The organism is Methylomonas sp. MgM2, assembly GCF_054172045.1.
Genome location: NZ_JBSYXO010000009.1, coordinates 1 through 26,286 on the forward strand (window position 1 = coordinate 1; position 26,286 = coordinate 26,286).

Annotated in this window: 26 protein-coding genes and 1 tRNA gene; 18 read left to right on the plus strand and 9 right to left on the minus strand. The window is 49.9% G+C overall.

Annotated elements, in window-relative coordinates:
* Positions 1 to 145: 145 nt before the first annotated feature.
* The 3 genes from ACW73I_RS08850 (at position 146) to ACW73I_RS08860 (ending at position 2,374) form a co-directional block, all read left to right on the plus strand.
* Positions 146 to 427 (plus strand): hypothetical protein, encoded by a 282-nt coding sequence (locus tag ACW73I_RS08850; RefSeq protein ID WP_458028907.1) that lies wholly within the window; start codon positions 146 to 148, stop codon positions 425 to 427.
* 104 nt (positions 428 to 531) lie between these two features.
* Entirely contained in the window at positions 532 to 1,878 is a 1,347-nt protein-coding gene (locus ACW73I_RS08855) for a hypothetical protein (RefSeq protein ID WP_458028908.1), read from the plus strand.
* 217 nt (positions 1,879 to 2,095) lie between these two features.
* Positions 2,096 to 2,374: a DUF2782 domain-containing protein gene (locus tag ACW73I_RS08860; protein ID WP_458028909.1), complete on the plus strand. Its 279-nt coding sequence runs from the start codon at positions 2,096 to 2,098 to the stop codon at positions 2,372 to 2,374.
* Between the two features lie 45 nt (positions 2,375 to 2,419).
* Here the strand turns inward: ACW73I_RS08860 and ACW73I_RS08865 are convergent, their stop codons facing one another.
* Positions 2,420 to 2,821: a hypothetical protein gene (locus ACW73I_RS08865; protein WP_458028910.1), complete on the minus strand. Its 402-nt coding sequence runs from the start codon at positions 2,819 to 2,821 to the stop codon at positions 2,420 to 2,422.
* 186 nt (positions 2,822 to 3,007) lie between these two features.
* On the opposite strand from ACW73I_RS08865, the gene ACW73I_RS08870 reads away from it, so the two are divergent.
* Together ACW73I_RS08870 and ACW73I_RS08875 are read left to right on the plus strand one after the other, a co-directional pair.
* Positions 3,008 to 3,292: a hypothetical protein gene (locus ACW73I_RS08870; protein WP_458028911.1), complete on the plus strand. Its 285-nt coding sequence runs from the start codon at positions 3,008 to 3,010 to the stop codon at positions 3,290 to 3,292.
* Positions 3,289 to 4,017, plus strand: a complete 729-nt coding sequence (locus tag ACW73I_RS08875; protein WP_458028912.1) for a pteridine reductase — start codon at positions 3,289 to 3,291, stop codon at positions 4,015 to 4,017. The genes ACW73I_RS08870 and ACW73I_RS08875 overlap by 4 nt, the downstream gene beginning before the upstream one ends.
* On the opposite strand, the gene folK is transcribed toward ACW73I_RS08875, so the two are convergent.
* Both folK and folB read right to left on the minus strand, forming a co-directional pair.
* Positions 4,006 to 4,506 (minus strand): 2-amino-4-hydroxy-6-hydroxymethyldihydropteridine diphosphokinase, encoded by a 501-nt coding sequence (gene folK / locus ACW73I_RS08880; RefSeq protein ID WP_458028913.1) that lies wholly within the window; start codon positions 4,504 to 4,506, stop codon positions 4,006 to 4,008. The genes ACW73I_RS08875 and folK overlap by 12 nt on opposite strands.
* Position 4,507: 1 nt before the next feature.
* Positions 4,508 to 4,861, minus strand: coding sequence for a dihydroneopterin aldolase (gene folB, locus ACW73I_RS08885; RefSeq protein WP_458028914.1), 354 nt, complete (start codon positions 4,859 to 4,861; stop codon positions 4,508 to 4,510).
* Positions 4,862 to 4,949: 88 nt separating this feature from the next.
* Between folB and plsY the strand changes: the two genes are divergently transcribed.
* The gene (plsY, locus tag ACW73I_RS08890) at positions 4,950 to 5,522 is read left to right on the plus strand and encodes a glycerol-3-phosphate 1-O-acyltransferase PlsY (RefSeq protein WP_458028915.1); all 573 of its coding nucleotides are present in this window, start codon (positions 4,950 to 4,952) and stop codon (positions 5,520 to 5,522) included.
* On the opposite strand, the gene tsaD is transcribed toward plsY, so the two are convergent.
* Positions 5,523 to 6,533 carry a tRNA (adenosine(37)-N6)-threonylcarbamoyltransferase complex transferase subunit TsaD gene (tsaD, locus tag ACW73I_RS08895; protein WP_458028916.1) on the minus strand — a complete coding sequence of 337 codons (1,011 nt, stop codon included), beginning with the start codon at positions 6,531 to 6,533 and terminating at the stop codon, positions 5,523 to 5,525.
* Positions 6,534 to 6,635: 102 nt separating this feature from the next.
* Between tsaD and rpsU the strand changes: the two genes are divergently transcribed.
* From rpsU to ahcY, 7 genes are all read left to right on the plus strand, one after another.
* A complete protein-coding gene (gene rpsU, locus ACW73I_RS08900; protein WP_458028918.1) occupies positions 6,636 to 6,869 on the plus strand; it encodes a 30S ribosomal protein S21 in 234 nt (77 codons plus the stop codon).
* Between the two features lie 10 nt (positions 6,870 to 6,879).
* On the plus strand, positions 6,880 to 7,329 hold the full coding sequence (locus ACW73I_RS08905) for a GatB/YqeY domain-containing protein (protein WP_458028919.1): 450 nt from the start codon (positions 6,880 to 6,882) through the stop codon (positions 7,327 to 7,329).
* Between the two features lie 20 nt (positions 7,330 to 7,349).
* Complete coding sequence (gene dnaG, locus ACW73I_RS08910) at positions 7,350 to 9,077, plus strand: DNA primase (RefSeq protein ID WP_458028920.1); 1,728 nt, start codon at positions 7,350 to 7,352, stop codon at positions 9,075 to 9,077.
* Between the two features lie 76 nt (positions 9,078 to 9,153).
* Positions 9,154 to 10,965 carry an RNA polymerase sigma factor RpoD gene (rpoD, locus tag ACW73I_RS08915; RefSeq protein WP_458028921.1) on the plus strand — a complete coding sequence of 604 codons (1,812 nt, stop codon included), beginning with the start codon at positions 9,154 to 9,156 and terminating at the stop codon, positions 10,963 to 10,965.
* Between the two features lie 5 nt (positions 10,966 to 10,970).
* A tRNA-Ile gene (locus ACW73I_RS08920) sits at positions 10,971 to 11,047 on the plus strand.
* 66 nt (positions 11,048 to 11,113) lie between these two features.
* Complete coding sequence (metK, locus tag ACW73I_RS08925) at positions 11,114 to 12,274, plus strand: methionine adenosyltransferase (RefSeq protein WP_458028922.1); 1,161 nt, start codon at positions 11,114 to 11,116, stop codon at positions 12,272 to 12,274.
* A 29-nt stretch (positions 12,275 to 12,303) separates the two neighbouring features.
* On the plus strand, positions 12,304 to 13,596 hold the full coding sequence (gene ahcY / locus ACW73I_RS08930; protein WP_458028923.1) for an adenosylhomocysteinase: 1,293 nt from the start codon (positions 12,304 to 12,306) through the stop codon (positions 13,594 to 13,596).
* 184 nt (positions 13,597 to 13,780) lie between these two features.
* Here the strand turns inward: ahcY and ACW73I_RS08935 are convergent, their stop codons facing one another.
* The 4 genes from ACW73I_RS08935 to ACW73I_RS08950 form a co-directional block, all read right to left on the minus strand.
* The gene (locus ACW73I_RS08935; protein WP_458028924.1) at positions 13,781 to 15,217 is read right to left on the minus strand and encodes a phosphomannomutase; all 1,437 of its coding nucleotides are present in this window, start codon (positions 15,215 to 15,217) and stop codon (positions 13,781 to 13,783) included.
* Positions 15,218 to 15,386: 169 nt separating this feature from the next.
* The gene (locus ACW73I_RS08940) at positions 15,387 to 16,877 is read right to left on the minus strand and encodes a helicase HerA-like domain-containing protein (protein WP_458028925.1); all 1,491 of its coding nucleotides are present in this window, start codon (positions 16,875 to 16,877) and stop codon (positions 15,387 to 15,389) included.
* Between the two features lie 154 nt (positions 16,878 to 17,031).
* Positions 17,032 to 18,255: a hypothetical protein gene (locus ACW73I_RS08945; RefSeq protein ID WP_458028926.1), complete on the minus strand. Its 1,224-nt coding sequence runs from the start codon at positions 18,253 to 18,255 to the stop codon at positions 17,032 to 17,034.
* A 149-nt stretch (positions 18,256 to 18,404) separates the two neighbouring features.
* A complete protein-coding gene (locus tag ACW73I_RS08950; RefSeq protein ID WP_458028928.1) occupies positions 18,405 to 18,887 on the minus strand; it encodes a YajQ family cyclic di-GMP-binding protein in 483 nt (160 codons plus the stop codon).
* A gap of 144 nt (positions 18,888 to 19,031) precedes the next feature.
* On the opposite strand from ACW73I_RS08950, the gene ACW73I_RS08955 reads away from it, so the two are divergent.
* Entirely contained in the window at positions 19,032 to 19,583 is a 552-nt protein-coding gene (locus tag ACW73I_RS08955; protein WP_458028930.1) for a hypothetical protein, read from the plus strand.
* Positions 19,584 to 19,975: 392 nt separating this feature from the next.
* Complete coding sequence (gene aqpZ / locus ACW73I_RS08960) at positions 19,976 to 20,671, plus strand: aquaporin Z (RefSeq protein ID WP_458028931.1); 696 nt, start codon at positions 19,976 to 19,978, stop codon at positions 20,669 to 20,671.
* A 56-nt stretch (positions 20,672 to 20,727) separates the two neighbouring features.
* Here the strand turns inward: aqpZ and zwf are convergent, their stop codons facing one another.
* Positions 20,728 to 22,218 (minus strand): glucose-6-phosphate dehydrogenase, encoded by a 1,491-nt coding sequence (gene zwf, locus ACW73I_RS08965; RefSeq protein ID WP_458028932.1) that lies wholly within the window; start codon positions 22,216 to 22,218, stop codon positions 20,728 to 20,730.
* A gap of 281 nt (positions 22,219 to 22,499) precedes the next feature.
* Between zwf and ACW73I_RS08970 the strand changes: the two genes are divergently transcribed.
* The 3 genes from ACW73I_RS08970 to ACW73I_RS08980 all read left to right on the plus strand — a co-directional run bounded on the left by ACW73I_RS08970 (position 22,500) and on the right by ACW73I_RS08980 (position 26,286).
* Positions 22,500 to 23,528, plus strand: a complete 1,029-nt coding sequence (locus ACW73I_RS08970; RefSeq protein WP_458028933.1) for a hypothetical protein — start codon at positions 22,500 to 22,502, stop codon at positions 23,526 to 23,528.
* A gap of 400 nt (positions 23,529 to 23,928) precedes the next feature.
* A complete protein-coding gene (locus ACW73I_RS08975) occupies positions 23,929 to 24,681 on the plus strand; it encodes a peptidase (protein ID WP_458028934.1) in 753 nt (250 codons plus the stop codon).
* Positions 24,682 to 24,858: 177 nt separating this feature from the next.
* Positions 24,859 to 26,286: a circularly permuted type 2 ATP-grasp protein gene (locus tag ACW73I_RS08980; protein WP_458028935.1), complete on the plus strand. Its 1,428-nt coding sequence runs from the start codon at positions 24,859 to 24,861 to the stop codon at positions 26,284 to 26,286.

Genomic DNA, 26,286 nt, shown 5'->3' on the forward strand with positions numbered 1-26,286 from the left:
GCACCGGCCGGCCAGCTCTTCAAAGAGTTCGGCTTTACCGTCGAAAATGTCGTTGCCAATGTGGAAGCTGTGCTTTAATGTGAAGCAAGCCGGTCCTTGCCTATGCAAGGGCCGGTGTTTTAATTTAGGAGTTTAGGTAAGCAATATGAATAAAACGAAAATGAACCTAGGACTATTCATCGGGTTGATGTTGGCGGCTGCGGCAATTCGGGCCGAGGAGTATCCAGCTGCGGATTTTCAACCGAAAGTGCTCTTCCAAGACGAATCGGTAGTCGCCTCATCGTCACCGATTACTGGCTCCAGCAACGCTTCGGTACCATGCGTTAATCAAGAATCTTCTTCCCGAAAAGAAGAGGTTGCGGAGTTCGATCCTAAATACCCAGCAAGCAATTTCCAGCCCAAAGTACTGTTTAGCGAAGCAAATTAAGAAAGCGATTGTGACCGGTTTTGTTATAGGCGGGTTGCGCTAGCAGGAAGTAATTAGCCGAGCGGCTGTTGCGCCTTCATTAATTCAATCAGGAGTATTCTCAAATGAAAAAAAACAGTTTGATGAATAGCTTATTTGGCATCTTGCCGCCCTTATTTTTCGACAAGCCGTCTGCCGGCGGTGTTGTCGAAAGTAGAGGCGAAGCCTACGGAGAAGACGATCAGCTGACTGGCGTCGCCCGTTATTTACGAAAGCTGGAGCCAAAACAAGAAGTCATCGAAGAAGAGCCATTAACCGGCGTTGCTAAATACTTGGCAAAACAGTTGGCATTGGAAGAAGCCAATAAGCCGTCGCTTGAGGTCCAGGACGTCGCCGAGGAAATGGAAGTCGAAGAAATAGTCGAGCCCGAGCCAGAACCTGAGCCTAGCAGAGTCGAGAAATATCTCGCCCATCAAAACGAAAACCCGGTTACCAAAGTTGCCAAATACTTGTTGCGGCAATCAATCCATGCGCGTGAAATGCCTGTGACCAGTGTTTCAAAATACGTCACCAGACAAGAGCATGACGGTCATATCGTCACTGGGGTTGCGAAGTATGTGACCAAACAGCATATGCGGGACGGCGCCGCTCCTAGAGTGACTGGTGTGGCTAAGTACGTATTGAAGAACCAATTGCTCGCGAAAGACACGCCTGCAACGACGGGTGTAGCGAGATACGTCAGTAAGCAAACACTGCTGGATAAAGAGGCTGTTAAACCGACGGGTGTGGCGAATTATATTAGACGCCTTGAAAAGTTGGAGAAAAGCCAAGTACCGAGTACCGGCGTTGCTAAATTTGTCGCCCAGCAAGCGCTGGAAGCAAAAAAAGCCGCGGCTGCCGCGATTGTTGCTCGTTATGTCGAGCAGGAAAAGCTGCAAGCCGAACAAGCTCGTCAGCAAGCCGAACAGTTTGAGGCGGCCCAACAAAGGCAAGAACCGTCGTTTGATGAAACCTTCGAAGGCTCTCGCGTCGCAAAATATATCGCTAAACAAGAGGCCCTTGGCAATGTCACGACTACCGGGGTCGCCCGTTATATCGCTAAGCAAATTCGGTTGCAAAGCCAGGTCGAGCCGATGAGCGGTGTCGCGAAGTATTTGGCAAAGCAAGTCACGCTGGCGAAATATCAAGAGCCGCGGACCGGCGTCAGCAAGTATCTGGCCAAACAATTATTGGCGGTTGAGCCCAGAGTTGAAATCAGCTCCGTAGCGAAATACGTCCGGCGCCAGGAGTTGCAGGAAAAAGACGTCGCGGAGATGACCGGTGTGGCCAAATATGTTTCCAAACAACATATGATCACTAGGGAATCTTCCCCGGTTTCCGGTGTCGAGCGTTATATGGTCAGACAGGCACTCGAGGAGCCTGGTTTCGTTAGGAGAACCAGCGTAGAAAAGTACTTGCTTAAACAAGCCTAAAATACGTTTGTTACAGTTCGACGAAGCCAATGCTCTGCAAAGGGTGTTGGCTTTTTGCTTTGATCTGAAGGAGATAAAATGCTTTACACGCAACGTGATTTGCGAAACTGGTTTATGATGCCTACCTAAACTGACTGACTTACCGATTAGAATGCTCCGTTTTTTGATATTTTCCCTGATGGTCTTTTCGCCTGTTGAGGTTTGGTCAGAGTCCGAATTGGAAGAGCCGCCCGCGCTTCCTGAGCCGCCGGAGCTTCCGCCACGCATACAATCAGGGGAGGAAATGGAGCCTGATATTACGATTATCCGGAAGGGCAAAGATACCATTCAGGAATATAGACGGGGCGGGAAACTTTACATGGTCAAGGTCATACCGCAAGTGGGACCTCCGTATTATTTTTTGGATCTGAATGGTGATGGTACTCTGGATGTGAAAAAGAGCGATTTGGATGCACAAACCAATATCAATCTTTGGACATTATTTGAGTGGGATTAGAAATATACCGCCCGACAGAGCGGTATCACGGACGCCCTGTTCCAATTATTCTCCGACTTTTAATAACCAACCACCTTCTGCGTCGCATTTGCCCGATTTTGCTTTTACGGTAACGGAAATGCGTACCACGGTGTTTTTGATATCTTCCGGTAATTTTCCTCTAACGATATAAAACGTTTCTTTATCTTCGACCGCTACGTGGATAGGGCGTTGTTTGATATTGACATGAATATGGTCCGGGCCGTTACTGCCGGATGCAAAAAATGAAAACTCGGAACCTGGGGCTACAGTAGCCAGGTGTTCGGGAGTGTACCGGCTGATTTTTGCTTTGACGCAGGCTGAGCTATCACCTCCGCCGCCATGGCCGATATGGCCGGTTGATTGAGCCAAGGTCATGTTGCTCAGGCATAGTAAGAACAGCACGGCAAAAATATTATTTTTCCTCACGAGATACCCCTGTTAATCTTTTTTATCAGAACGGCTGCGGATTATATGTCTCAGATAGATCTCATGCGAGAGCTATTTGGCGCTGGAGTTGAGCTACTGTTCGTATTTGATGTTTCGGCATAATTTGATTACATTTGTGACGCTGTGGGCGTTTGACTTTTTACAATAAATAGAACGGGAGGGGGTATGTTATTTCTGGCTAAGTTGTTTGGTATTCTGACTTTAATTTGGTTTTACTTGGCGGCGAAAAATAATAATGCGCCAGTGGTCAACTGGGCTGTCATAGGCTTGATCGGCTATTGGCTAACATGGTGGTTAGCGAAGTTTCTGCTGGTTGTGCCTTTAGCGGACGCAGTCACTAAGCATTCGATACTTGAGTTTTTACTGACGCAGATGCCGGTTGTTTGTGCCGTTGCCGTCGTTTATGTAATAAGAAAGAAACTGATAGCAAGCGTTTCGCAAATAGAATGACAAGTGTTGCGCTAATTACGGGAGGAGCTAAGCGTATTGGCGCAGCGATTGCCCGGCAGCTGCATCGGAGCGGCTACGACCTGTTGCTGCATTACCTCACTTCGTCGGACCAAGCCGAACAGTTGGCGTCGGAGCTTCATGGTTTGCGCCCGAATTCCGCGCACGTGTTTCAAGCGGACTTGTCAACGATTGAGCAAGTAACCGGATTGGCGAATTGGGTGCGGGCCAGAGGCGGTATCGATGTTTTGGTTAACAATGCCTCCTTGTTTTATGCTGGAAAGGTAGGGCAAGTGACCGAGCAAGATTGGGACAATTTATTGGCTGTGAATCTCAAGGCGCCGTTTTTTTTATCGCAAGCACTGGCATCGCCGCTCGCGGAAAAGCAGGGATGTATCATCAATATCGTTGATATTCACGCCGAAAGAGGGTTGCTTGATTTTCCGGTATACAGCATCGCTAAGGCAGGTTTGGTTGCAATGACGAAGTGCCTAGCCAAAGAGTTGGCTCCGAACGTGCGAGTTAATGCGGTAGCGCCGGGAGCCATTTTATGGCCCGAGCACCCGCTTGACGATGAAGTCAAGGCTGGGATTGTACAGAAAATCGCGCTGCAGCGTTATGGCGAAGTTGACGATATCGCCAAGGCGGTATGGTTTTTGGCGGAGGAAGCTAATTATGTTACGGGACATGTATTGACGGTCGACGGAGGCAGGATGTTATTTTCTTAAAAGCGTGGCTAAGTCGATTTTGATGGGGTTTATGTTGGATTTATCGAATTGCCGCCAGAGTTCGCGGTAGGTTTTTCCGGTCACTGGATGTGTTTCGTCCGGTGCAATTTCGGCCAACGGCTCGAGTACAAAAGCATAGCGCTCGATTTCATCGCGAGGGATTTGTAAGCGTCCGTCGCTAATCACTTGGTTGCCGTATAAGATTAAATCCAAGTCCAGCGTGCGAGCGGAAAATTTTTGCGATTCTCTTGTGCGGCCGTGATCTAGTTCAATTTGACGTAATTGTTTTGCAACCTCTTTGGCGCTCAGATTGGATTCGAAGCGAACCACTAAATTGAAAAAGCTATCGCCGACAAATCCAACCGGTTCTGTCTGGTAGATACTGGATATTTGGATTTCACCAAAGGCTTTCGCCAAAGCCGTAAGGCTGGACGGGATATTGACCTCCTTGTCGATGTTGCTGCCGATGCTAATATAACCGATAGGCATGCTATTTATTTCCGCGTTCAATGATGATGCCGACGTCGCGCGCTCTACTGACGGCACCTATTTTGTTCAGGGTGATTTTTACCCAAGGTGTGGGGAATTCGTGCAGTATGGTTTTTGCGATATGTTCGATTAATGTCTCGACTAAATAGTACTTGCTGGCTTCGACAACGGATACGACGCGATCGGAAACGGCTTTGTAATCAAGCGCATGCGTAATGTCATCGGTTTCGGCGGCTTTTGTTATGTCAAACGCCATTTCGATGTCCAATATGATCTTTTGTTTGATGTTCCGTTCCCAATCATAAATGCCAATTACGGTTTCGACTTCAAGCCCACCTAAAAATATGATGTCCATGAGTATTTTCCAGTTATTATAATTTTTGTTTTATCTGTATCGAGCAGATGACTCGAGTGTACACGTTTTGGAGAGTGAGGTTAATTAAATGTTCGAATGGTTGCTGGTGCCTTTGGCGTATTTAACGGGTTCGGTGTCGAGTGCCATCATTGTCTGCAGAATGATGGGCTTGTCGGATCCGCGGGAAAATGGGTCGGGTAATCCGGGAGCGACTAATGTCATGCGCATTGCCGGAAAAAAAGCGGCGGCAATCACCTTGGCGGGCGATGCGGTAAAGGGCTTGTTGCCTGTTCTACTGGCGCAGATATTGGATGTTGATAGTCTACTGCTATCGTTGGTGGTGTTTGCCGCGTTCTTAGGGCATTTATACCCGATTTTTTTTGAATTTAAGGGGGGTAAAGGTGTCGCGACTTCATTTGGAGTGATGTTGGGAGTGCACTGGCTGTTGGGGTTGGCTGTTGCCGGGACTTGGTTTGCCGTTTACAAAATTGGCAAGATTTCGTCATTGTCCGCTCTGGTAGCTGCCGTGCTGGCGCCTGTTTACGTTTGGTTTATCGTTGGCGATCTGAATGTGCTGGTGACCTTCGTGTTAATTTCACTGATTCTGTTGTGGCGGCACAAGAGCAATATTGAACGATTGCTGGAAGGGACGGAGACCTGATCAGATGCTTAATAACTCGCTTATAGGCCAACGTGGACGGGCAAATATCTCCAGTTGCTGTGTTTGTCCTGCCTGCAAACGTTGGCAGCCGGCATATGCGATCATGGCGCCGTTGTCGGTACAAAATTCGGGTCTCGGGAAATAAATCCGGATATTTTCCTTTTTGCCTAGCGCTAGTATTTGGCGGCGGATTTCTTGATTTGCGCTGACGCCGCCAGCCACCACCAAGGTTTTGAGGCCGGTCTGCAATAATGCGCGTTTGCACTTTATAGTCAACGTTTCGGCTATGGCTTGTTGAAAAGCGAAAGCAATGTCGGCTTTATCAACTTGGCTTTTGCTGCTGTTTTCGAAGGTATTGAGAGTAAACGTTTTTAGTCCGCTGAAACTGAAATCGAGGCCGGGTCGGTCGGTCATGGGGCGTGGGAATTGAAATCGCGGTTTGCCTTGCAATGCGAGCTTGGATAAGGCGGGTCCTCCGGGATAATTCAAGCCGAGCAATTTAGCCGTTTTATCGAAGGCTTCGCCTGCGGCGTCATCTAGAGACTCGCCTAGTAATTTATAGCGGCCTATCCCGCCGACTTCGATTAGCATTGTGTGTCCGCCTGAGATCAACAATGCGACAAATGGAAAGTCAGGCGGGTTATTTTCTAACATAGGTGCCAAAAGATGGCCTTCCATGTGGTGTATTGCGACAGCCGGCACTTGCCATGCCCATGCTAGGCTTCGGGCCGTGGTTGCGCCAACGAGTAGCGCTCCCATTAGGCCGGGGCCGGCGGTATAAGCGATGCCATCAATGTCTGAATGGGTCAATTTGCTGTCTATTAATACTTTTCTTACCAGCGGAATTAGCTTGCGAGTGTGGTCCCTGGATGCTAGCTCCGGAACTACGCCGCCGTATGCATTGTGAGTTACCGCTTGACTATATAAACTATGTGATATCAACCCATTATGGTTGTGGTATATGGCGGCGGCCGTTTCGTCACAAGAAGTTTCTATGCCTAAAACGTACATAATTTTTGAATAAAAGTAATTTATAGGTATAATCGGTTGGTTTTATAGGGCGAATTTTGTCGCCAATGTTTTAAAATACTAACATACTTCGGATTTTTGATAATGCCATCAGTTAAAGTTAAAGAAAACGAAAACTTCGATATTGCCATTCGCCGATTTAAACGTGCTTGCGAGAAAGCAGGTGTGCTGGCCGAAGTGCGTCGCCGTGAGTTTTATGAAAAACCAACTACCGAACGCAAACGTAAAAGCGCTGCCGCAGTTAAGCGCCATTTAAAAAAATTGGCCCGCGAACGTTATGCGCTGAAAAACCTGCGCCGCGGTCGCCCTCAAACTTAAGGTTATTGCTATGAGCTCGTTAAAGGAGCGCATAAAAGACGATATGAAGGCCTCAATGAAGAGTGGCGACAAGGCCAGATTAGGCGCTATTCGCATGATGTTGGCCGCCATCAAGCAGATTGAGGTGGATGAGCGGGTTGAGCTGGATGACGACAGGGTTGTTGTTGTGCTCGACAAGATGCTCAAACAGCGCCGAGAGTCTATCAAGCAGTATCGTGACGCAAATCGCGTAGACTTGGCTGAAATTGAAGAGGCGGAGATTTTGGTGATTCAAGATTTCTTGCCTCAAGCGTTAAGCGAAGCAGAGATTGACCAGATGGTGTCTAAAGCGATTGCGGAAACGGGTGCTGAATCCATTAAAGACATGGGTAAGGTGATGGCTGTCCTTAAGCCGCAAATGCAAGGTCGTGCCGACATGGCGGACGTTAGCGCTAGGATCAAGGCTCGATTTGCAGTTTAGTGTCTTCTCGTGTCGGTAATATGTCCGGCAGGATACCGCGGCAGTTCATCGACGATTTATTGGTGCGGGTCGATATAGTCGATCTAATCGATTCGCGCGTCCCTCTCAAAAAGGTCGGCAGTAACTTTGTTGCGCGTTGCCCTTTTCATGCCGAAAAAACCCCCAGCTTCTCTGTGAATCGCAAGCGGCAGATGTATCACTGTTTCGGCTGCGGAGCGAGTGGCAATGCTATTGGTTTTTTAATGGATTACAGTCACCTAGGTTTCGTTGAGGCTGTCGAAGATCTGGCGGCTTTCGTCGGTGTCGAAGTGCCGAGGGAGATGGGTGGCGATTTTGCAATTGTTAAGCATGGGGACTTCTCCAGACTTTATTCCGTGTTGGAGTCGGTAGCGGCTTTTTATGTCGAGCGACTGCGCGGCGCAGAAGGCGGTAAAGCGGTAGCGTATCTCAAGCAGCGCGGAGTAAGCGGCGAGATCGCGCGTGATTTCGGCTTGGGGTACGCTCCGGAAGCTTGGGGTGCGGTAATGGAGAGATTCGATCGCAATGCCTTGATTGACGCCGGCATGTTGGTCGTTAGGGATGGCGGCAAGATTTATGATCGATTTCGCGGTCGTTTAATGTTTCCGATCCGGGATAAGCGTAAACGAGTCATTGGGTTTGGGGGGCGCGTGTTGGACGGTAGTTTGCCTAAATATCTTAATTCCCCGGAGACAGCCGTTTTTTCTAAGGGAAAAGAGCTCTACGGTTTATGCGAGCTGTTGCAAAAGAATTCCCGGCCCGAACGTATTCTGATAGTTGAGGGTTACATGGATGTGATTGCGCTTGCCCAGCACGGTATTTCGAATGTGGTGGCGACACTGGGTACGGCAACATCAAAAAACCAAGTCGATTTGTTGTTTCGTTATAGCTCGGAGCTTGTGTTTTGTTTTGATGGGGATGATGCCGGAAGAAAAGCGGCATGGAAGGCGGTAGAAATTTCGCTGGCCTGTTTGCGCGATGGCCGGCAAGTTAAAATTATGCTGTTGCCGCAAGGGCATGATCCGGATTCATTGGTTAGAGAGTGCGGGGAGGCGGGGTTTATGGATCGAGTCAACGAGGCAAATGTGTTGTCCGATTATTTTTTTGAATCGCTGAGTGGACAACTGGATTTGTCGACCATAGAGGGTCGTTCGCAGCTAATGGTATCTGCCGGCCAGCGATTGGAACAGATTCCCTCGGGCATTTTTAAGGACATGATGATCGCTCGTCTGGGCGAAATGACCGGCAAACAGGTTGTGGATGTTGGGCAAAATCGGTCTACACTTAGGATGCAAGGGCGGGTGGCGAAAAAAGAGGATCGGCAGCGCTCGTCATTAGTGCGCCGAGTGCTTGCATTGTTAATTCAGGATCCCGAACTAGACCGGGTGGTCGCTGGTCGTAATTTTTGTTTGGATGGCTTGCAATTTGCCGGTTTAGAGCTATTGGAAGATGTTTTGCAAAAAATTGCCCTTGAAAAACCGAAAAATAGCGCAATTTTATTAGAACTGTATCGTGAGTCGCCACACGAAAAGGCCGTCAAGGCCTTGGCCGCTCTCGAATTAAATGTGCCGGACGATGGAAAGGAAATCGAGTTTTCCGACGCGCTGACTCAATTAGTGAGGTATTCGAGGCAGGAGAAATTGAGTGAGTTATTGGCTAAGGAAAAGCGGGAAGGTCTGAATGCCGCAGAAAGGCAAGCGCTACGCGCTTTATTTGATCAACGCTTATAGGTGACTAGTTTGTCTTTTAATACTATAATGCCCTGTTCTGCGGCGCTTGGTGCTTAAAACGTATTGTGAGTAACGAATGAATCAAGAACAACAGCAATCTCAACTGAAACAGCTGATAGCGAAAGGCAAGGCGCAAGGGTATTTAACCTATGCCGAAATTAACGATCATTTGCCTAGCGACATCATGGATCCTGATCAGATTGATGAAGTTATTGGCATGATCAACGATTTGGGGATCCAGGTTTACGAGGTGGCTCCCGATGATGATTCATTGATTTCTGCGGATGCAGTGGTTTCGGATGATGAAGAAGATGTGGCCGAAGTTGCGGCTTTAGCGTCCGTTGATAGCGAGTTCGGTAGAACCACCGACCCGGTGCGGCTATATATGCGGGAGATGGGGTCAGTGGAGTTATTGACGCGTGAGCAAGAGCTAAAAATTGCCCGGCGTATAGAGGAAGGGCAGCGCCAAGTTGTTAGTGCAATTGCCCGTTCTGGTTTTATAGTTGAGACCTTCGTAGAAGACTTCGATAACGTAGCTGACGAAGAGTCCAGCATTCGTTTGGGCGACTTGGTGCAGGGATTTGTCGACTATTCCGATATCGACGAAGAGATCGAGGTCGAAAGTGACGAGATTGAAGCGCCTTCGGACGAAGAAGGTGATGAAGAAGTCAAAGTCGTCGATTATGAAGAAATTAAAGAAAGAGTTGATGCGCTCAGAAAAGTTTTAAAAGCGGCTATCGCGGCTGTCAAAAAGAACGGTTATGGTCACGATAAAACCGAAAAAGCGTTTGATGCACTCGACGAAATTTTCTCTGAGTTTAAATGGGCGCCGCCGTATCTGAAAAAAATGACATCTGTTGCCGATGGAGTCATTGCTGCGATTCGAGAGCAAGAAAGACAAGTAATGGAAGTTTTTGTCAGAAAGGCTAAAGTGCAACGCCGTGATTTTATTAATGCATTTACCGAAAATGAGACGAATCTCGGTTGGTTGGAACAGTTTTCTGCAGAAAATCCGAAATTTTCTGATGTCTTGATTGCCAATGAAGAGCAGGTTAAACAAGCGCAGCAAAAGCTTGCTGATATTGAAGCTCGATATGGTTTGAGCATTGCGACGCTAAAAAACATTTGTCGCAACATTGCATTGGGAGAGGCCAAGGCTAGACGCGCGAAGAAAGAAATGATCGAGGCTAATCTACGTTTGGTTATTTCGATTGCTAAAAAATATACCAACCGCGGTTTGCAGTTTTTGGATTTAATCCAAGAGGGTAACATTGGTTTGATGAAGGCGGTCGATAAATTCGAATATCGCCGAGGTTATAAATTTTCAACCTATGCGACCTGGTGGATACGTCAGGCCATTACTCGTTCCATTGCCGACCAGGCCAGAACCATCCGGATTCCGGTTCATATGATCGAGACCATTAACAAACTAAATCGTGTTTCGAGGCAAATTTTGCAGGAACTGGGCCGGGAAGCAACGCCGGAAGAACTGGCGGAACGTATGGAAATGCCGGAAGACAAGATCCGTAAAGTGCTGAAAATTGCTAAAGAGCCGATTTCGATGGAAACGCCGATTGGCGACGATGAGGATTCGCATTTAGGCGATTTTATCGAGGATTCGAAGATGCTTTCGCCGGTCGAATCTGCTACAATCGCCGGTCTTCGTGAATCGACCCAGAACGTATTGGCTGGATTGACCGCAAGGGAAGCGAAAGTGCTGCGTATGCGTTTCGGTATCAATATGAATACAGACCATACCTTGGAAGAAGTAGGGAAGCAATTCGACGTAACCCGCGAACGAATACGCCAAATTGAGGCCAAAGCGCTCAGAAAACTGCGCCATCCCTCTCGGTCAGAGCAATTGCGTTGTTTCCTCGATGGCGAATAATATTAGGGCTCTTAGCTCAGTTGGTTAGAGCATCCGACTCATAATCGGCAGGTCGTAGGTTCAAGTCCTACAGGGCCCACCATAATTCAAGGCCGTATTAAACGGCCTTTTCTATATTCACACTATATTTATCGCGAGGTGTGTCACCGTGAATAAAAACTACCTATTTACTTCCGAGTCCGTGTCCGAAGGCCATCCCGACAAGATAGCGGATCAGATTTCTGATGCGGTTGTCGATGCTTTGCTGGAGCAGGACCCAAGGTCCCGAGTGGCCTGCGAAACGCTGGTAAAAACCGGAATGGTGATTCTGGCGGGCGAAGTCACGACCGAAGCTTGGGTTGATACGGAAGAACTAGTAAGAAAGGTGGTCTGCGAAATCGGCTACGATCACGGCGACATTGGTTTCGACGGTAATAGCTGCGCTGTATTGAATGCGATCGGCAAGCAATCGGCCGATATCGCTATGGGGGTGGATGAGACCGAAAATCACGAACAAGGGGCGGGCGACCAAGGGTTGATGTTCGGATACGCCAGTAACGAAACCGACGTTCTGATGCCTGCGCCGATTACCTACGCCCATCGCTTGGTGGAAAGGCAAGCCCAACTGCGTAAGAACAAAACCTTGCCATGGCTGCGTCCGGACGCGAAAAGCCAGGTAACGTTCCGCTACCAGGACAATAAGCCGGTGGCTATCGATGCGGTGGTACTGTCGACGCAACATTCGCCGGATGTTGGCGGCAAGCTATTGGAAGAAGCCGTCATGGATGAAATCATCCTGCCAACATTACCGCAAGAATGGCTGCATAAAGACACCAAATATTTGATCAATCCGACAGGGCAGTTCATTATCGGCGGACCGGTAGGCGACTGCGGCTTAACGGGGCGTAAGATTATCGTAGACACCTATGGCGGTATGGCCCGTCATGGCGGCGGCGCATTTTCCGGCAAAGATCCGTCAAAAGTCGACAGATCCGCGGCCTATATGGGGCGCTATGTGGCGAAAAATATCGTTGCGGCGGGCTTGGCCGAGCGCTGCGAAATTCAAGTCTCGTATGCGATCGGTGTGGCCGAGCCGACTTCGATCAGTATCGAAACTTTCGGAACCGGTAAAATCGAAGAAGAGCGTCTGGTCAAAATCGTGCGCGAGCATTTCGATTTGCGCCCTAAAGGCCTGATTGCGCAATTGGGCTTGTTGAAGCCGATTTACCGGGGCACGGCAGCCTATGGCCATTTCGGCCGCAACGAATCTGCTTTCACTTGGGAAAAGACAGACAAAGCCGAAGCGTTGAGAGACGCGGCTGGTATTTAAATGCTGGTATTTAAATAAGGAGCGATAGCATGAGTCAAGCAGATTACAAAGTAGCCGATATATCTTTGGCGGAATGGGGCCGTAAGGAAATCAACATCGCCGAAACCGAAATGCCGGGTTTGATGTCGTTGCGCGCCGAATACGGTGCGGAGCAACCTCTGAAAGGCGCACGTATCGCCGGCTGTTTGCATATGACCATTCAGACCGCCGTGTTGATCGAAACTTTGACGGCGCTGGGGGCCGAGGTTCGTTGGTCGTCCTGTAACATTTTTTCAACGCAGGATCATGCGGCCGCAGCCATTGCTGCAGCCGGTATACCGGTATTTGCCTGGAAAGGCGAGACCGAAGAGGAATTCAACTGGTGCATAGAGCAATCCATTCTCGGACCTAATAACTGGCGCCCGAATATGATACTGGATGACGGCGGCGATTTAACCGTGATGATGCACGAGAAATTTCCGGAGCTGATGGCCAGTGTCAAAGGCTTGTCCGAAGAAACCACCACCGGCGTGCACCGTTTATACGAAATGGTGGCGAAAGGAACGCTTAAAGTTCCGGCCTTCAATGTCAACGACTCAGTCACAAAGTCCAAGTTCGATAACCTTTACGGTTGCCGCGAATCCTTGGTCGACGGCATCAAACGCGCGACCGACGTGATGGTGGCCGGCAAGATTGCCGTCGTTTGCGGATACGGCGACGTCGGTAAAGGCTGCGCGCAATCCTTGCGGGGCTTAGGCGCGACCGTTTGGGTGACCGAAATCGATCCGATATGCGCTTTGCAGGCTGCTATGGAAGGTTACCGCGTTGTGACGATGGAAGAGGCTGCCCCCGTGGCGAATATCTTCGTGACCGCCACCGGGAATGTCAGCGTCATTACTCACGATCACATGAAGGCCATGCGCGACCAAGCCATCGTCTGCAATATCGGCCATTTCGACTCGGAAATCGAAATCGCCGCATTACGTCAATACACATGGGAAAACATCAAGCCGCAAGTCGATCATGTGATTTTTCCCGACGGTAAACGCATCATCGTGTTGGCAGAGGGCCGGTTGGTCAATCTTGGCTGTGCGACCGGTCACCCTAGCTTTGTCATGTCCAATTCGTTTTGTAACCAAGTCTTGGCTCAACTCGAACTATGGGCCAATGCGGATCAATACGAAAACAAAGTCTACGTATTACCGAAAAAACTCGACGAGAAAGTGGCGCGAGCCCATCTTGCGCAACTCGGCGTTCAGTTGACCGAACTGACGGATAGGCAAGCCGCCTATATTAATGTTCCGGTAGAGGGGCCTTATAAACCTGACCATTACCGTTATTAGGCAAAGCCACAATAAGAAAGGGGCGCAGGCCCCTTTCTTATTGCGTTAGATTAAACCGGTATTTTCAGTGCCGACTATGAAATTTACGCGGTTATGGCAAAATCGGTCTGTTTCTGCTAAAAAAACCTGGCTATAAAATTCGACATCCTGATTCCCGAAGAATCGTTCGCCGATTCTTTTTTGACTAAATGGCCCGTTTAGCAATGCGCTGCAAACTGGTGTTAACTAATTGCTGCGCTCGGTCCATGTTGTTGGCTTCGGCATAGCAGCGCAACTCCGGCGCGTTGCCGGATGGTCTTAAATGTATGATTTCGCCGTTTTCAAAGGTAAGGCGCAAGCCGTCGGTCAAATCGCGCCTGGTAACGGTTCCGAGTTCGCTACCCCACAAATTTCGACAAGCGTTTTCGTCGATTTGCAGTTGTCTAACTAAGGCTTGGCTGTCCGAGGCAGGAAAATTCTGTAAGCGATCGCTTGCGGTATAGCGTTCGGGCAGGTCGGCCGGTAGGGCGGATAACCTAGTGCCTTCTTGTTTGGCCATGGCCAGCAAAGCCAGGGCCGGTAATATCGAATCGCGGGTCGGCAGAGGCCTCAATAGACGGTCGCCGACATGCAAGCCGATACCCGCCAAAAAGCCTCCGTTGGCTTCGAAACCCGCGACGCCGCCGCCGCTTGGAGACTGTTCCATCCCGGCAATCACATAAGGTGATCCGATACGCGTACGTACGACTTGTTTGAATAAACCGGATAGCTCGATGGCCGTGTTACAGCTGACGGGCGTAACCACAGTGTCGGCGCCGAGAAACTTCGCACACAACAAACCGACGATATCGCCGCGCAGCCAATTGCCGGTTTCATCGGCAATGAGCGGTCTGTCGCCGTCGCCGTCGGTGGAAATCAAAGCGTCTAATCGGTGTTGTGCGGCCCAGTCCAAGCCGCGCTGGCGATCTTCGGCGCTGACCGCCTCGGTATCGATCGGAACGAAGGTGTTAGTGCGCGCCAGGCCGACGACCTCCGCGCCTAAATCTTGCAGGATTTCACGCAGGCAATCGCGGGCGGCACTGGAATGTTCATATATGCCGACACGCCAGCCGGACAGCAGGTTCGCGGGGAACAAGCCGGTGTAACGTTGTTTGAACTGTTCCAATGCGGCCGGGTTAAGCGGCGGCATCACGCCGTCGTCATCGATATCGGCCACATCGACTTGGGCCGAGCTAATAGCCGCTTCATCGGCTTTGCTGATTTCGCTGTCCGCCCGGTAAAATTTGATGCCGTTGCGGTCGAATGGGATATGGCTACCGGTTACCATGATAGCCGGCATGCCATGAGTCATCGAATACAGTGCAAGAGCCGGCGTAGGCAAGACCCCGCAAAAGTCGACCTCGCAGCCGGATTGGCGGATGCCTGCCGCGCAAGCGCGGACGATGGCCGGGCTTGAAGGGCGCAAGTCCATGCCCACAGCGATTTTTTGTCCCGGCTTGGCCAAGTTAAGGCTGTTTAAAAAGGCCAAGGTATAAGCCGCGCAGACCTGAGCGGTCATTTGGCTGACCAAGCCTCGTGCACCGCTGGTGCCGAATGCGACGCCGCTTTCGGCCATTATTTGTTGAATGCTGATTGTCGTCATGAGTAGTTCGGTTAAAGCGAAAATATTGTGTTTATTGTAAAAGTCATCGCCTAAGCGGCGCTTCGCCGCGACGAGTGCCGCTCCCGCATGGAATGCTTTTGATGTTCGTCGGCAATGCCAGCGCGATCATAATGCCCCGGTTAATAGATTAGTCGAAAGAATCCTATGTCTAGCGTTTGCTCCCATTTCCGAGCAAAGAGCCTAGTATGCCGCGCATGATTTGTCTGCCGACCTCGTGACCTATGCTGCGGGCCGCGCTCTTGGCGGCGGTTTCCAGGACGCTTTGACTATTGCGGCGGCTTGGCCGGCGCTTTTTGCTGCCGTTTCCTGCTAGGATGTCGCCCCAGTCGAAACCGGGAGAATTCCGTCGTGGATCAGGGGATTTTTCGGCTCGTTCTTTTAGAATTTCGTAGGCCGATTCCCTGTCGATCGACTTTTCGTAATGCCCGTGGATCATCGAGTTTTCGATCACTTGGCGGCGCTCATTTGCGTCTATCGGCCCTATGCGGGAGCAAGGCGGTTTGATCAGGGCGCGTTCAACCGGAGTCGGTACGCCGTTGGAATCCAGGAAGGATACCAGCGCCTCTCCGACGCCTAGTTCGGAAATGGCTTTGCTAACGTCCAGTTCGCCATTGCTTCTGAACGTTTCGGCGGCGGCTTTGACGGCTTTTTGGTCGCGCGGGGTAAAGGCACGTAGTGCGTGTTGAATTCGGTTGCCGAGCTGGCCCAGGACCGTATCGGGTATGTCCAGCGGATTCTGGCTGACAAAATAAATGCCGACGCCTTTGGAGCGGATCAGGCGTACGACCTGCTCGATTTTTTGCAGCAAGGCGGCAGGCGCGTCGTCGAACAGCAAGTGGGCTTCGTCGAAAAAGAACACCAGCTTAGGTTTTTCCATATCGCCTACTTCAGGCAGGTTCTCAAACAGTTCGGATAGCAGCCATAACAGTAAGGTGGCGTACACCTGCGGTGAATTGTATAGCGTATCTGCAGCCAATATATTGATCACGCCGCGGCCGGCGTCGGTCTGTAATAAATCGTTGAAATCGAGCGCCGGTTCGCCGAATAGGTGCTCGGCGCCTTCCTGCTCCATGCGTAACAGAGTGCGCTGGATGGCGCCTATGCTGGCCGCGGATAAGCTGCCGTATTCGGCGCGCAACTCGGAAGCATGGTCCGAGGCGAATTGCAGGATTGCCCGCAGGTCTTTCAAATCGAGCAATAACCAGCCGTTGTCGTCGGCAATTTTGCAGGCTGCGTTGAGTACGCCCGACTGGGTGTCGTTCAAATTTAACATGCGCGACAGCAGCAAAGGGCCCATGTCTGAAATCGTCGTTCGCAGAGGGTGGCCTTTTTTGCCAAACACATCCCAGAATAAAGTCGGTGCGGCTCGATAACCGAAATCGGTCAATCTCATTTCATCGATACGGGCTTCCACTTTAATATTGCCGCCTCCTGTCCGGCTAAGTCCGGACAGGTCGCCTTTTACATCGGCCATGAATACCGGTACCCCGATTTCGGAAAAGGCTTCGGCCAAGGTTTGTAGCGTGACGGTCTTGCCGGTGCCGGTTGCCCCGGCAATCAAGCCATGGCGATTCGCCATATTCGATAATAAACAAAGCTCGTGCGTAGCCGTTTTCGCGATAACAAGTGGCGTGGTCATGAAAATGCCCCGGATTCAGAATAATGGTTATCTAAGTGGTTCAAACCATAACACGGCTTTAGTGGCTTGGGTAGCTCGGCCTGATAGGCCGACCGTAGATTCAAGAGTAAACAGTCAATAACACGACGGAAAAGGCTTTTACGATTGTCGTGCGCTAATCGGTGATAGGGACTTCGACGACCTGGGCAAACCCTCCGCCAGGCGTGCGAAAATTGGTGGTTTGGCCTTGATATAGGCGGGCGCAGGCGATTTGAGTCTGGCCTTGATAAACGTAATGGCGCAAATCCAATTTCAATTCCACCGCTTGATCGGCGACCTGCAATTGGCGTTCGCTCGGAAGCACCAGCGTTTGTACCACATAATCTGATTGCAGAATTTCGGCAAAAACGCGTTTAGTCAGTTTGTCGCCGCGATAGGCGGCTTTGCTGCCGTAACCCTTGGCCGGTTTAAAGAACAATTGCTTGCGGCGCTGCCATAAAGATTCGGCATTTTCCGGTTTTACGATTTCGGTTTGGGCAATCCCGTGCAGCAAAAGCTCGATGGTGTCGGCGTCAATTCCCATTTCCTTTAGTGTATCCGGATCGGTAAGCAGGGCAAGATTGCGCTTGTCGGCATACAAGGCATGGTTTCGGGGGTGTGGGGTTACAACGCTGGCGCCGGCCAAATAGGCGTCGTGCAAAATTTGTTGACCCGGCTGTTCCAGCGCAAAGTCGGTCAGACGGTTATAGACCAGGTCGATAGCAGTCTCTTTATGCCACAAACGTTGGTCATGAAACCTAAGTTCACCGGGGGCGCAAATCACGGCCCGGATGTTGTGTTCGGCAAACAGGTTACGGAATAGTAGAAATTCCGGCAGCATGTATTGCTGCTGTGGTGCTTCGTCGACGATTGCGATGGTGGTTAACGCCTGGTCGCGGCCGGATAAACGCCATTCATTTTGAAACATGTCGATGATGGCCCGCTCGGTATTTTTGGCGATGAGTGCGGTCGGTTTACCGGGGCAGGTGTCGCAAGCGCTGTAGGCGCGAGTCAACATCAAGTTGATCAAGGCGCCCCCGGCATTGGTATTGATTTCAATCAGGCGCGATCCTTCGGCGCTCAAATGAAAATCATAACCCAGAAAAACCCCCTCTGATTTGGGTACAAATTCAGCGGATTTGGGCGCGTAAGCCAATACCCGTTCTTGGTAAGCCGGTAATGCAATGACGCGCTCTATAGCTGCTATGATATCGCGCTGTCTCTGTATGCAGGCCGAAGCGACAAACACTGCCTGGTCGGCGATCAAATGCGGCCTTTCTTCACAAATCATGCGATACAACACATCGCCATCGGTTTGTTTGGACAATTCGCGGCGTAGTTGCTGCCGGTCTAATGACACGCATTGGCATTCTCGGTTAAGTTGTGCCGCGCGTTGTAACTCGAGGCGACGGTCAAAAACGGTCATATGTAATTGAAAGGCTAAGCATAAAATAAAACCGGCGGCGAAGCCCGTACCCCGCCGCCGGCATGAAACAAAAATGGATGACTTTAATCCCGGAAATTATTGAATTGCAGGGGTTGGCCGAGATCCTCGCTACGCAGCATCTGAATGACTTCCTGCAAATCGTCGCGTTTTTTACCGGTGACGCGCACTTTATCGCCGTTAATCGCGGCCTGTACTTTCAGTTTCTTGTCTTTGATCAACTTGACGATTTTTTTCGCCAAGTCGCTGCCTATGCCTTGTTTTAACGCAATGGATTGTTGAGCGGTTTTACCCGTGTCTTGAATCTTGCCGCTTTCCAGGCTGCCGATGTCGATGCCGCGCTTGCCCATTTTGCTATATAGAATCGGCAGCATTTGTTGTAGTTGAAATGTCGATTCGGCTTTCATCAGAATACTGTCATCTTGCTGTTCAAAGCTGGCGTTGCTGCCTTTAAAGTCGAAACGGGTGGAAACTTCCTTGTTGGCCTGATCGACGGCGTTGGTTACTTCGTGGCTGTCCAGTTCGGAAACGATATCGAATGATGGCATGGTGTTGATTTGCAAGTATAAAAACCGAATCACTATAAAGCCGAAAGGCTAGAAATTCAACCGTAATCTGATCGGCCGCATCATCTGTCCAATTGAGTTACACTGGAACAGGAATTCATTTGCAAAAAATACGGGGAGAAAATAATGACACCTATATCGAAACCCATTCTCGGGATTAGTTGTGTTTTATTGATCGGCGGCATTGGGCTGTTCGGCTGCGATTCCGGCTCGAACCCCCAAACGTCGGCGATCGGTAAACCGAAAGTACAAAAATACGAAAAGATTAAAATTTTAGAAGGGCTGATAACCAACGATGAAGGGCCGGTAAAAACCGGTATCGTTAAAGCGTTGACCGAAAAAGGTCAGGAATTGTCGAAAATCGAATTAAGCGAAGGGCCGCACTACAGTATCGAGGTGCCCGCCGGCACGGTATTGCCGATTATTTTGGCTTATTACCCAACGGCAGACGCCTCCGACGACGAACGGATGATTTCCGTGGTGGTCCATGCTGATGCCAGTAAATTTGATATCAATACCTTGAGTACGCGCATTGCCAAGGACGCGAAGGCATTGGGCGGCTATACCCATAAAAATTTAGTGCGTGCGGCGGAAGGGACGGGAACGGTGCCGGCCGCGAATAAAACCACCTCCGGTTTCCGCGGCGATCCGACCACGCAATACGGCGGTTGGCATTAAACACTGATGGCCAAAAAACGCTGCACGGATGCAGCTCTTTTTACCGCGACCTAGCGTCGCTTCCGCGATGGCTTTTGCAATAGATTCTATAAAACACTAAATCAATAGAATCCGCAGAATTTGGTTTGATGATTCAAGTCAAACAATGTTGTAAGTCATTGCTTATAGTGAATTTATTTGACTTTGAAGTATAGGTGGTTAGACTTCGGTCCGTGGAGGCACTTAGGGTTTACGTTAATCAAAACCTCCACAACGCTAAATTTTAGTTATTGCGGGTTTACCTATTATATTTTTAATATCATTTGGATTACCTGTTTATCCGTGTAACTTTCGGCAATGCCCTAATTGCATATTAACTGACGATATAACAATAACATCTACGAGGTTTAAATATGAAACAATATAGTGCGGAGTTTTTCGGAACTTTTTGGTTGGTGCTAGGTGGGTGTGGTAGCGCTGTTTTAGCGGCGGCTTTCCCTAGTGTTGGAATTGGTCTTTTAGGGGTGGCGTTTGCTTTTGGTCTGACGGTGTTGACTATGGCATTTGCGATCGGTCATATATCGGGCTGTCATTTGAATCCGGCAGTGTCGATTGGTCTTTGGGCGGGTGGACGTTTCTCGGCAAAGGAGCTGTTTCCTTATATTGTGGCGCAGGTCTTAGGCGGTATCGTCGCTGCAGGGGTATTGTATTTGATTGCCAGCGGTAAGGCGGATTTTGATGTATCTGCCGGCTTTGCTAGCAATGGTTATGGAGAGCATTCGCCCGGCGGTTATTCTTTGTTATCGGCATTGATTACTGAAGTGGTCATGACAATGATGTTTTTACTGGTGATTATGGGAGCAACCGATGCGAGAGCACCCCAAGGATTTGCGCCGATCGCAATCGGATTATGTTTAACTTTGATTCATTTGATCAGCATTCCGGTCACAAATACTTCCGTGAATCCCGCTAGAAGTACTGCCGTGGCGATTTTTGTCGGTGACTGGGCAATAGCTCAACTTTGGTTATTCTGGCTGGCACCGATCGTTGGTGCAGTGATTGGCGCCAGGGTATATCGCTTCCTAGGGCAAGAAGACTCTGCAAGTTAGTATTGAGTGCTTGAGTTTCGTGGAGGAGGCAGTCATCGCCTTCTCCTTGCTTTCATTTATGGTTCACACTCCGGCATAAGCGAGCTGCGCCAAAACTGGCCTTCTTTTTCGAATAAGCGTTTGCTTTCCGTCGGTCCCCAACTGCCGGCGGGATAAGTCGGAATATAATCGCGTTCGGTCGCCCAGGTCTGCAAGACCGGGTCAACGATGCGCCATGCGTATTCGACTTCGTCGAAGCGCAAGAATAGCGATCGGTCTCCTTGAGTCACGTCCAGCAGCAAGTCTTCGTAGGCATCCACCGGGCGCTGGTCAGGCTGGCGGAAACTGGCGTCCAGACTCGTGGTGTGGGTGCGCATTTCGAGACCGGGTTCTTTCACGGTCATTTCGATTCGTATGCACTCTTCGGGCTGTATGCCTAAAACCACCCAGTTTGGATTGAGGCAGCTCGCATGAATGTCGCGGAAAAACTGTAACGGCGGATGGCGGAAACAAATCGAAATGGCGGATTGACCCGCCGCCATGCGTTTGCCGGTGCGCAGGTAAAACGGGACTCCGCGCCAGCGCCAATTGTCTATCAATAGCTTTATCGCCGCATAGGTTTCGGTCGTGCTATGCGCGGGAATATTGTCCTCCTCTAGATAGCCTTTGACTCGCTGGCCCTTGATCGTGCCTTTGGCATATTGACCGCGAAAAGCGTGCGCGTGGACGGCGGATTTTGGAATAGGCCGTATCGATTTCAACACTTTGACTTTTTCGTCGCGCAGAGCCTCGGCGTCCATTGCAACGGGCGGTTCCATGGCGACCAAGGTCAGTAATTGCAACAAATGGCTTTGTACCATGTCGCGTAAGGCGCCGGCTCCGTCGTAATATTCGCCGCGGGTACTGATGCCTAGCTCTTCGGAATGCGTGATTTGAATGTGGTCGATGTAATTCCGGTTCCACAAGGGTTCCAACATGACATTGCCGAATCGGAAGACCAAGACGTTTTGCACCATGCCCTTGCCCAGGTAATGGTCTATGCGGTAAATCTGATCTTCACTCAAATAGCGCTCCAAACGTTTTTGCAGCGCTTGAGCGCTTTCCAGATCGTAACCAAACGGCTTTTCGATCACCACGCGCCGCCAGCCGTATTCCTCGCTTAATAAGGCGACATTGCTCAGTGATTCGATAACATTGCCGAATTCGTCCGGGCTGATGGCCAAATAAAAAGCGATGTTCTTGGGAAAGTTTGCCGAGTCGTTTAGAGTCTCTGCAAGGTCTTGATAACATTGAGCATCGTCTAAATTGCCCCGGTGATAACACAAGCGTTGGCTGAAGCGACTAAACAATGCTTCATCCAGTTTACCGCCGAATTTTTCTTCCAACATGGTGCGAACTTCGCTGAGCCATTTTTCTCTGTCCCAGGGGCGTCGTCCTACTGCAACGATGCGAGTGCCTTCGGGGAGCTTGTTTTCCATGTCCAGGTGATAAAACCCGGGCATTAATTTGAGGCGGGCCAGGTTTCCTGTTGCACCGAAAATGACATAGGTGCAGGATTGATTGCTCATGGTAGGCACTCCTAAATTTAAGCCGGAAATGTAAGATGGCGTGTTCCGTATTCAGACACGCCGATATGATCCTATGGTTGCTTGACCAATGCAAAGAAAATTCGGGCAAAACATAGCGCTTTCGGGGTATTTGCCATTTGAAATAATTTTTTAGTTGAAGGGGTTTCTTTGTCGGTGTTTTTGTAGTAAAAACAAGGTGCTTGTTCGCATTTGTTTTTGATAGTACCCGAATGCATTGCGGCGACCTGCTGAATTAGATAATAAATAACAGGAGGGGGACCATGGCATCATTAGAAGACTTTAAAGTCATCTTCAATTCTTTAGACACCACCCAATTAACCATCATTATAGCGTTGACCGGCCTTGTGCTTGTGCTGCTTATCCTTCTCGCGGTTAAGCGTGGCGGGCGGAAAGAGCAAGTGGCTTTTCCGAATGAGGAAAGAATACAGCGCCGTTCGAAGCCGGAGTCGGCAATAGGTTTAAGTCAAACAGTAATCGGCGGCCGCGCCGAGGCGGAAGAATCAAAGCCCACCGTTCAGAAGCAGGTCATGGGCAAAAATCGGCCTCCGGAGCTTATAAAAACCGAAGTGTTATCCCAGCCGGCTATTCAAACAAAAGAAACTCCGCAAATACCGGAAGATTCGGTGCTCAGACGGCATTATTTCGCAAACCAGGCTGCCGAAGCGCTTGCCCTGCATGAGCCTTACCCGACCGATTCGGTATTACGGCGTCATTACGATGTTGCGCATAAGATTGCCGTAGAACGGAAAGTCGACTCTAAGGCTTCAGCGGAATCCGAGACCGTTTCGGAAGCGCAAGCCTCCATTCAAGCGGCTGCAGCCAAAATACCGGAAGATTCGGTGCTCAGGCGGCATTATTTCGCAAATCTGGCTGCCGAAGCGCTTGCCCTGCATGAACCTTACCCGACCGATTCGGTATTGCGGCGTCATTACGATGTTGCGCATAAGATCGCCGTAGAACGGAAAGTCGGCTCTAAGGCTTCAGCGGAATCCGAGACCGTTTCGGAACCGCAAGCCCCCATTCAAGCGGCTGCAGCCAAAATACCGGAAGATTCGGTGCTCAGGCGGCATTTTCTAGCTGACGAAGCAGCGAAAACGGCCGCATTGCATGAACCCTATCCGACCGATTCGGTGTTACGCCGCCACTACGATGCTTCGCATAAGATTGTTGTGGAAACCGCCGCTAAAATAGTTAAATCGGTTGTGGGTGGATCAAACAGCAATGCGCAAAAAGCCAGTATTATTGAGCTGGCGGTCGACAAGGCGGCGCCAATTTCAGGGAGTCACTAGATTGCTTAGTTTGAGGTTCAGGAAAGACTTTACGCAACAGCAAAGATAAAAATGCCACAAGATTCGGTCCTGAAGGCATTTTATCAGCCAATTGCGCGCTGAAATTGAGGCAAGGCGTGGCGGCGACCGGGTGAGTCGGTGTGGCGTCGGCATTATGATAAGTTGCCGGGCGCTGAATTGGACAAGCGCTTATCGATCTGAAGATGTGGCGAAGTAGTTGCTGGATCGGCCAAGCCCCAAAGTGGATTCATTAATCTGGCGGTCCGCCGGGTGAATTGGGTCGGAAGCCTTTCTTAATTTGTGCTTGGATGATTTCAATCCGAGCAATAATTCGCGCTTGGCCGAGATAGGCCGATTTAGTACACTGGGCGACTGCTCGATGTTTAAGTAAAGATTGGCCATGACTTATTGTATTGCGGTATCGGTTAAAGACGGATTGGTTTTGACCTCGGATTCCCGTACGAACGCGGGTATTGATAACGTGAGCGTGCATTGCAAAATGCATGTGATACCCACGTTCAATGATCGAATAATCGTTTTGCTCAGTGCGGGTAATCTTGCTACTACGCAAAGCGTGTTGGATCGGATAAAGCGTGATATTAAAGAATGTACTGCGGTCAATCTGAACACTGTTCAATATCTAGCAGAAGCGGCGGAATACTTGGGCCAGGTTAGTCTGGAGAAACAACAACGCCACACCAATGCCGGGCAAAGCGGTTTTTTTCCTTCGGCAACCTTCTTATTGGCAGGTCAAATTGCCGGTGAACCGCACGGCGCTTATTTGATTTATCCTGAGGGTAATTTCATTACCACTTCTACACAAACCCCCTATCTGCAAATCGGCGAAAATAAATACGGCAAACCGGTGCTGGATCGCTTCTTGAAAATCAATACTTCATTGGATGAGGCGGCTCTGTGCAGTTTAATCTCCATGGATTCTACGATGCGTAGTAACGCCAGTGTGGGGCCTCCGGTAGATTTACTGATTTATCGCAAAGATAGTTTAGTATTGGATGAATATTATAGTTTTCAAGAAGACGACGATTATTTAGTCCAAATGCGACGTATTTGGCAAGAAAAATTGTCCGAAAGTTTTGCGGCAATGCCCGAGTTGAATAGAGCTGACAGCAAACCGTTTCCGTCAATCGAATGAGGGGGCGAGCTGATCCGGTTGTTAGGTAGCGCCCGTTTCGATCTTCAGAATCCCAGGTTTGGTGCGTCTAATTCGCAAAAAAGGCCGGTTTGGTGCAAACTCTCGGCGGCGACGCCATTTTCCAGGTCAAAATAGTTTGAAAGTATTCCTGGCATGTAGTTTGCAAAGAAATTGAGTATGAATATGAAGCCTTGCAATACATACTTTGACGAAATGCATAACGGCGACGGCTTGGTGCGCGATATTTATCAAATATATGCGAACTGGCTGTCTCAATTGCCCGAAGGTACGCTGGAGCGCAAAAGCACGGAAGCGGAATTACTTTTTCGGCGTTTGGGCATCACATTTGCGGTCTATGGCGAAAGTGCCGGCGCCGAGCGCCTCATTCCGTTTGATATTGTGCCGCGCATCTTCGGCGCTGCTGAATGGCGTCGGTTAGAACAGGGTATAAAGCAGCGAGTGCGCGCGCTCAACGCCTTTTTGCATGATATTTATCACGACCAAGAAATTATCAAGGCCGGTGTCGTTAATGCTCATCAGGTTTTAGGCAACGCCTTATACCGCAAAGAAATGCAAGGTATCGATTTGCCGAACCAAATATACGCGCATATTGCGGGCATTGATTTGGTAAGGGTTGCGGAGAATGATTTTTACGTACTGGAGGATAACTTGCGTGTGCCATCCGGGGTGTCCTACATGTTGGAAAATCGCAACACGATGATGCGTTTATTTCCGGAATTGTTTGCCAATCATACTGTGGAACCGGTAGAGCATTATCCTCAAATGCTGCTTGATACCTTGAGAGAAGCGGCGCCGTTGCATGTATCCGACCCGACCATAGTCGTGATGACGCCGGGTTCGTATAATAGTGCGTATTTCGAACACGCCTTTTTAGCTAGCCAGATGGGAGTCGAGTTAGTGGAAGGGCAGGATATGTTCGTCCATCAGCAAAAAGTTTACATGTACACCACGGAAGGTCCGCAACAAGTGCACGTGATCTACCGCCGTGTGGATGACGACTTTCTCGATCCAATGGCTTTCAGACCCGATTCGGCACTGGGCGTGCCGGGTTTATTCGAAGCATACCGTAGCGGAAACGTCGTATTGGCCAACGGCGTGGGAACCGGAGTGGCCGACGATAAATCGACTTATCTATTCGTGCCGGAAATGATCCGTTTCTATCTGGGCGAAGAACCGATATTATCCAATGTGCCCACCTGGCGCCTGAGCGAAAGCGATGATCTCAAATACGTATTGGAACATCTGTCCGAATTGGTCGTTAAGGAGGTACAGGGTTCCGGCGGCTATGGCATGTTAGTGGGGCCGACCAGTTCGAAAGAGGAAATAGAACTCTACAAGCAGCGCATCATCGCCGAACCGGCCAATTTTATCGCCCAGCCGACGTTAGCATTATCGACTTGCCCCACCATGGTAGATGCCGGCGTTGCCCCGCGGCATGTGGATTTAAGACCGTTCGTGTTGTCGGGTAAAGATATTCGCCTGGTGCCGGGCGGATTAACGCGCGTGGCATTACGCGAAGGTTCGCTAGTGGTCAATTCCTCGCAGGGCGGCGGTACGAAAGACACCTGGGTACTGGAGAACTGA

What these genes read in the sequence shown, in the direction of transcription:
- ACW73I_RS08975 (WP_458028934.1), top strand. Translation starts at nt 23,929, where the DNA reads ATGACTTATTGTATTGCGGTATCGGTTAAAGACGGATTGGTTTTGACC.
- ACW73I_RS08935 (WP_458028924.1), bottom strand. Translation starts at nt 15,217, where the DNA reads ATGACGACAATCAGCATTCAACAAATAATGGCCGAAAGCGGCGTCGCA.
- ACW73I_RS08940 (WP_458028925.1), bottom strand. Translation starts at nt 16,877, where the DNA reads ATGACCACGCCACTTGTTATCGCGAAAACGGCTACGCACGAGCTTTGT.
- ACW73I_RS08875 (WP_458028912.1), top strand. Translation starts at nt 3,289, where the DNA reads ATGACAAGTGTTGCGCTAATTACGGGAGGAGCTAAGCGTATTGGCGCA.
- ACW73I_RS08950 (WP_458028928.1), bottom strand. Translation starts at nt 18,887, where the DNA reads ATGCCATCATTCGATATCGTTTCCGAACTGGACAGCCACGAAGTAACC.
- ACW73I_RS08955 (WP_458028930.1), top strand. Translation starts at nt 19,032, where the DNA reads ATGACACCTATATCGAAACCCATTCTCGGGATTAGTTGTGTTTTATTG.
- ACW73I_RS08850 (WP_458028907.1), top strand. Translation starts at nt 146, where the DNA reads ATGAATAAAACGAAAATGAACCTAGGACTATTCATCGGGTTGATGTTG.
- ACW73I_RS08855 (WP_458028908.1), top strand. Translation starts at nt 532, where the DNA reads ATGAAAAAAAACAGTTTGATGAATAGCTTATTTGGCATCTTGCCGCCC.
- tsaD (WP_458028916.1), bottom strand. Translation starts at nt 6,533, where the DNA reads ATGTACGTTTTAGGCATAGAAACTTCTTGTGACGAAACGGCCGCCGCC.
- ACW73I_RS08980 (WP_458028935.1), top strand. Translation starts at nt 24,859, where the DNA reads ATGAATATGAAGCCTTGCAATACATACTTTGACGAAATGCATAACGGC.
- aqpZ (WP_458028931.1), top strand. Translation starts at nt 19,976, where the DNA reads ATGAAACAATATAGTGCGGAGTTTTTCGGAACTTTTTGGTTGGTGCTA.
- zwf (WP_458028932.1), bottom strand. Translation starts at nt 22,218, where the DNA reads ATGAGCAATCAATCCTGCACCTATGTCATTTTCGGTGCAACAGGAAAC.
- plsY (WP_458028915.1), top strand. Translation starts at nt 4,950, where the DNA reads ATGTTCGAATGGTTGCTGGTGCCTTTGGCGTATTTAACGGGTTCGGTG.
- rpsU (WP_458028918.1), top strand. Translation starts at nt 6,636, where the DNA reads ATGCCATCAGTTAAAGTTAAAGAAAACGAAAACTTCGATATTGCCATT.
- ACW73I_RS08905 (WP_458028919.1), top strand. Translation starts at nt 6,880, where the DNA reads ATGAGCTCGTTAAAGGAGCGCATAAAAGACGATATGAAGGCCTCAATG.
- rpoD (WP_458028921.1), top strand. Translation starts at nt 9,154, where the DNA reads ATGAATCAAGAACAACAGCAATCTCAACTGAAACAGCTGATAGCGAAA.
- ahcY (WP_458028923.1), top strand. Translation starts at nt 12,304, where the DNA reads ATGAGTCAAGCAGATTACAAAGTAGCCGATATATCTTTGGCGGAATGG.
- dnaG (WP_458028920.1), top strand. Translation starts at nt 7,350, where the DNA reads ATGTCCGGCAGGATACCGCGGCAGTTCATCGACGATTTATTGGTGCGG.
- folB (WP_458028914.1), bottom strand. Translation starts at nt 4,861, where the DNA reads ATGGACATCATATTTTTAGGTGGGCTTGAAGTCGAAACCGTAATTGGC.
- folK (WP_458028913.1), bottom strand. Translation starts at nt 4,506, where the DNA reads ATGCCTATCGGTTATATTAGCATCGGCAGCAACATCGACAAGGAGGTC.
- ACW73I_RS08870 (WP_458028911.1), top strand. Translation starts at nt 3,008, where the DNA reads ATGTTATTTCTGGCTAAGTTGTTTGGTATTCTGACTTTAATTTGGTTT.
- ACW73I_RS08970 (WP_458028933.1), top strand. Translation starts at nt 22,500, where the DNA reads ATGGCATCATTAGAAGACTTTAAAGTCATCTTCAATTCTTTAGACACC.